This is a genomic window from Streptomyces adelaidensis, assembly GCF_016598475.1.
Taxonomy (GTDB): Bacteria; Actinomycetota; Actinomycetes; order Streptomycetales; family Streptomycetaceae; genus Streptomyces; species Streptomyces adelaidensis.
The window spans coordinates 1-1,042 of sequence record NZ_JAEMUX010000249.1 but is presented as its reverse complement, the minus strand read 5'-3'; the positions used below and the strand labels follow the sequence as shown (position 1 = coordinate 1,042).

Genomic DNA, 1,042 nt, shown 5'->3' with positions numbered 1-1,042 from the left:
CGGACGGACTGGCATCCGGTGCGGATCCGCTTCCGCCTGCCACCCCACGTCCCCGCGCACGCGGTGCTGTGCGCGCCCACCCTGCGCGTACGGGAAGAGCGGCTGCTGCTCGACGTGCCCTACGCGCTCGCCGTCCCGAAGCCGGAGCGGGCCGGACACCGCATCGCGGTGGCCTTCGACTGGGGACTGAACACCCTGCTCACCGGCGGCACCCTCCACCTCACCGACGAGACCCAGCCCCGGGTGCTCACCGACGCACACCCGCTGTCCTTCCGCGCCGCCGGAGTCCTGGCCAAGGCCGACCGGCTGCGCATCCACGACGAGCGGATCACCGCCCGCATCGACCAGCTGCGTACCCTGATCACCTCACGACAGGAGCGCGGCGTTCGCCCGGACCCGCTGCTGGTGGCGAAACTCGCCGTCCTTCAGACCGAGCGGGAACGGGTCGCGAAGCGCCGCACCCGGCTGAACGCGGCCCTCGCCAAAGCCGCCGCCCGCTTCATGACCGACCATGCCCGCGCGGCCGGAGCCTCGGTCATCTACCTCGAAGACCTCCGCGACATGGAAGCCCGCGGCAAGGGCCGCACCCTCAACACCCGTCTCTCCCAGACGGTGCGCGGCGCGATCGTCACCCACGTCCGGCACACCGCCGCCGCCCACGGCATCGCCGTGGTGATCGTGCCACCGCGCGGGACATCGAAGTACTGCCCCCGCTGCCTGAACAAGTTCCGCCACCACAAGGCCCCCGACGACCGGGCGGCGGGCTGGGCGTGGGCGACCTGCCCCAACGAGGCGTGCGGGTACAGCACCGGCCGGGACAACGCCGCCTGGCAGAGGATCGGCGCCCGCGGCCTGACCCACCAGCACACCACCCGCCTCGACCGCACCGCCGGAACCTTCGTCATCCGCGCGGTGGTCGAGGCCCTGGACCGGGCAAGCCAGGTCCAGCACCAGACCCGGGACCGCACCAAAAGCCGTCCCACCACCAGACGCCCCGCGCCCGGGAAGCGGCGCAGGGTCCCCGCCCCACCCGGCCGAGCGC

1 protein-coding gene is annotated in these 1,042 nt (G+C 73.4%); it reads left to right on the top strand.

The features are described 5' to 3' along the window. Positions 1–1,042 (top strand): zinc ribbon domain-containing protein (locus tag I8N67_RS41625; RefSeq protein WP_200309566.1); only part of this gene is annotated, 1,042 nt, incomplete at both ends.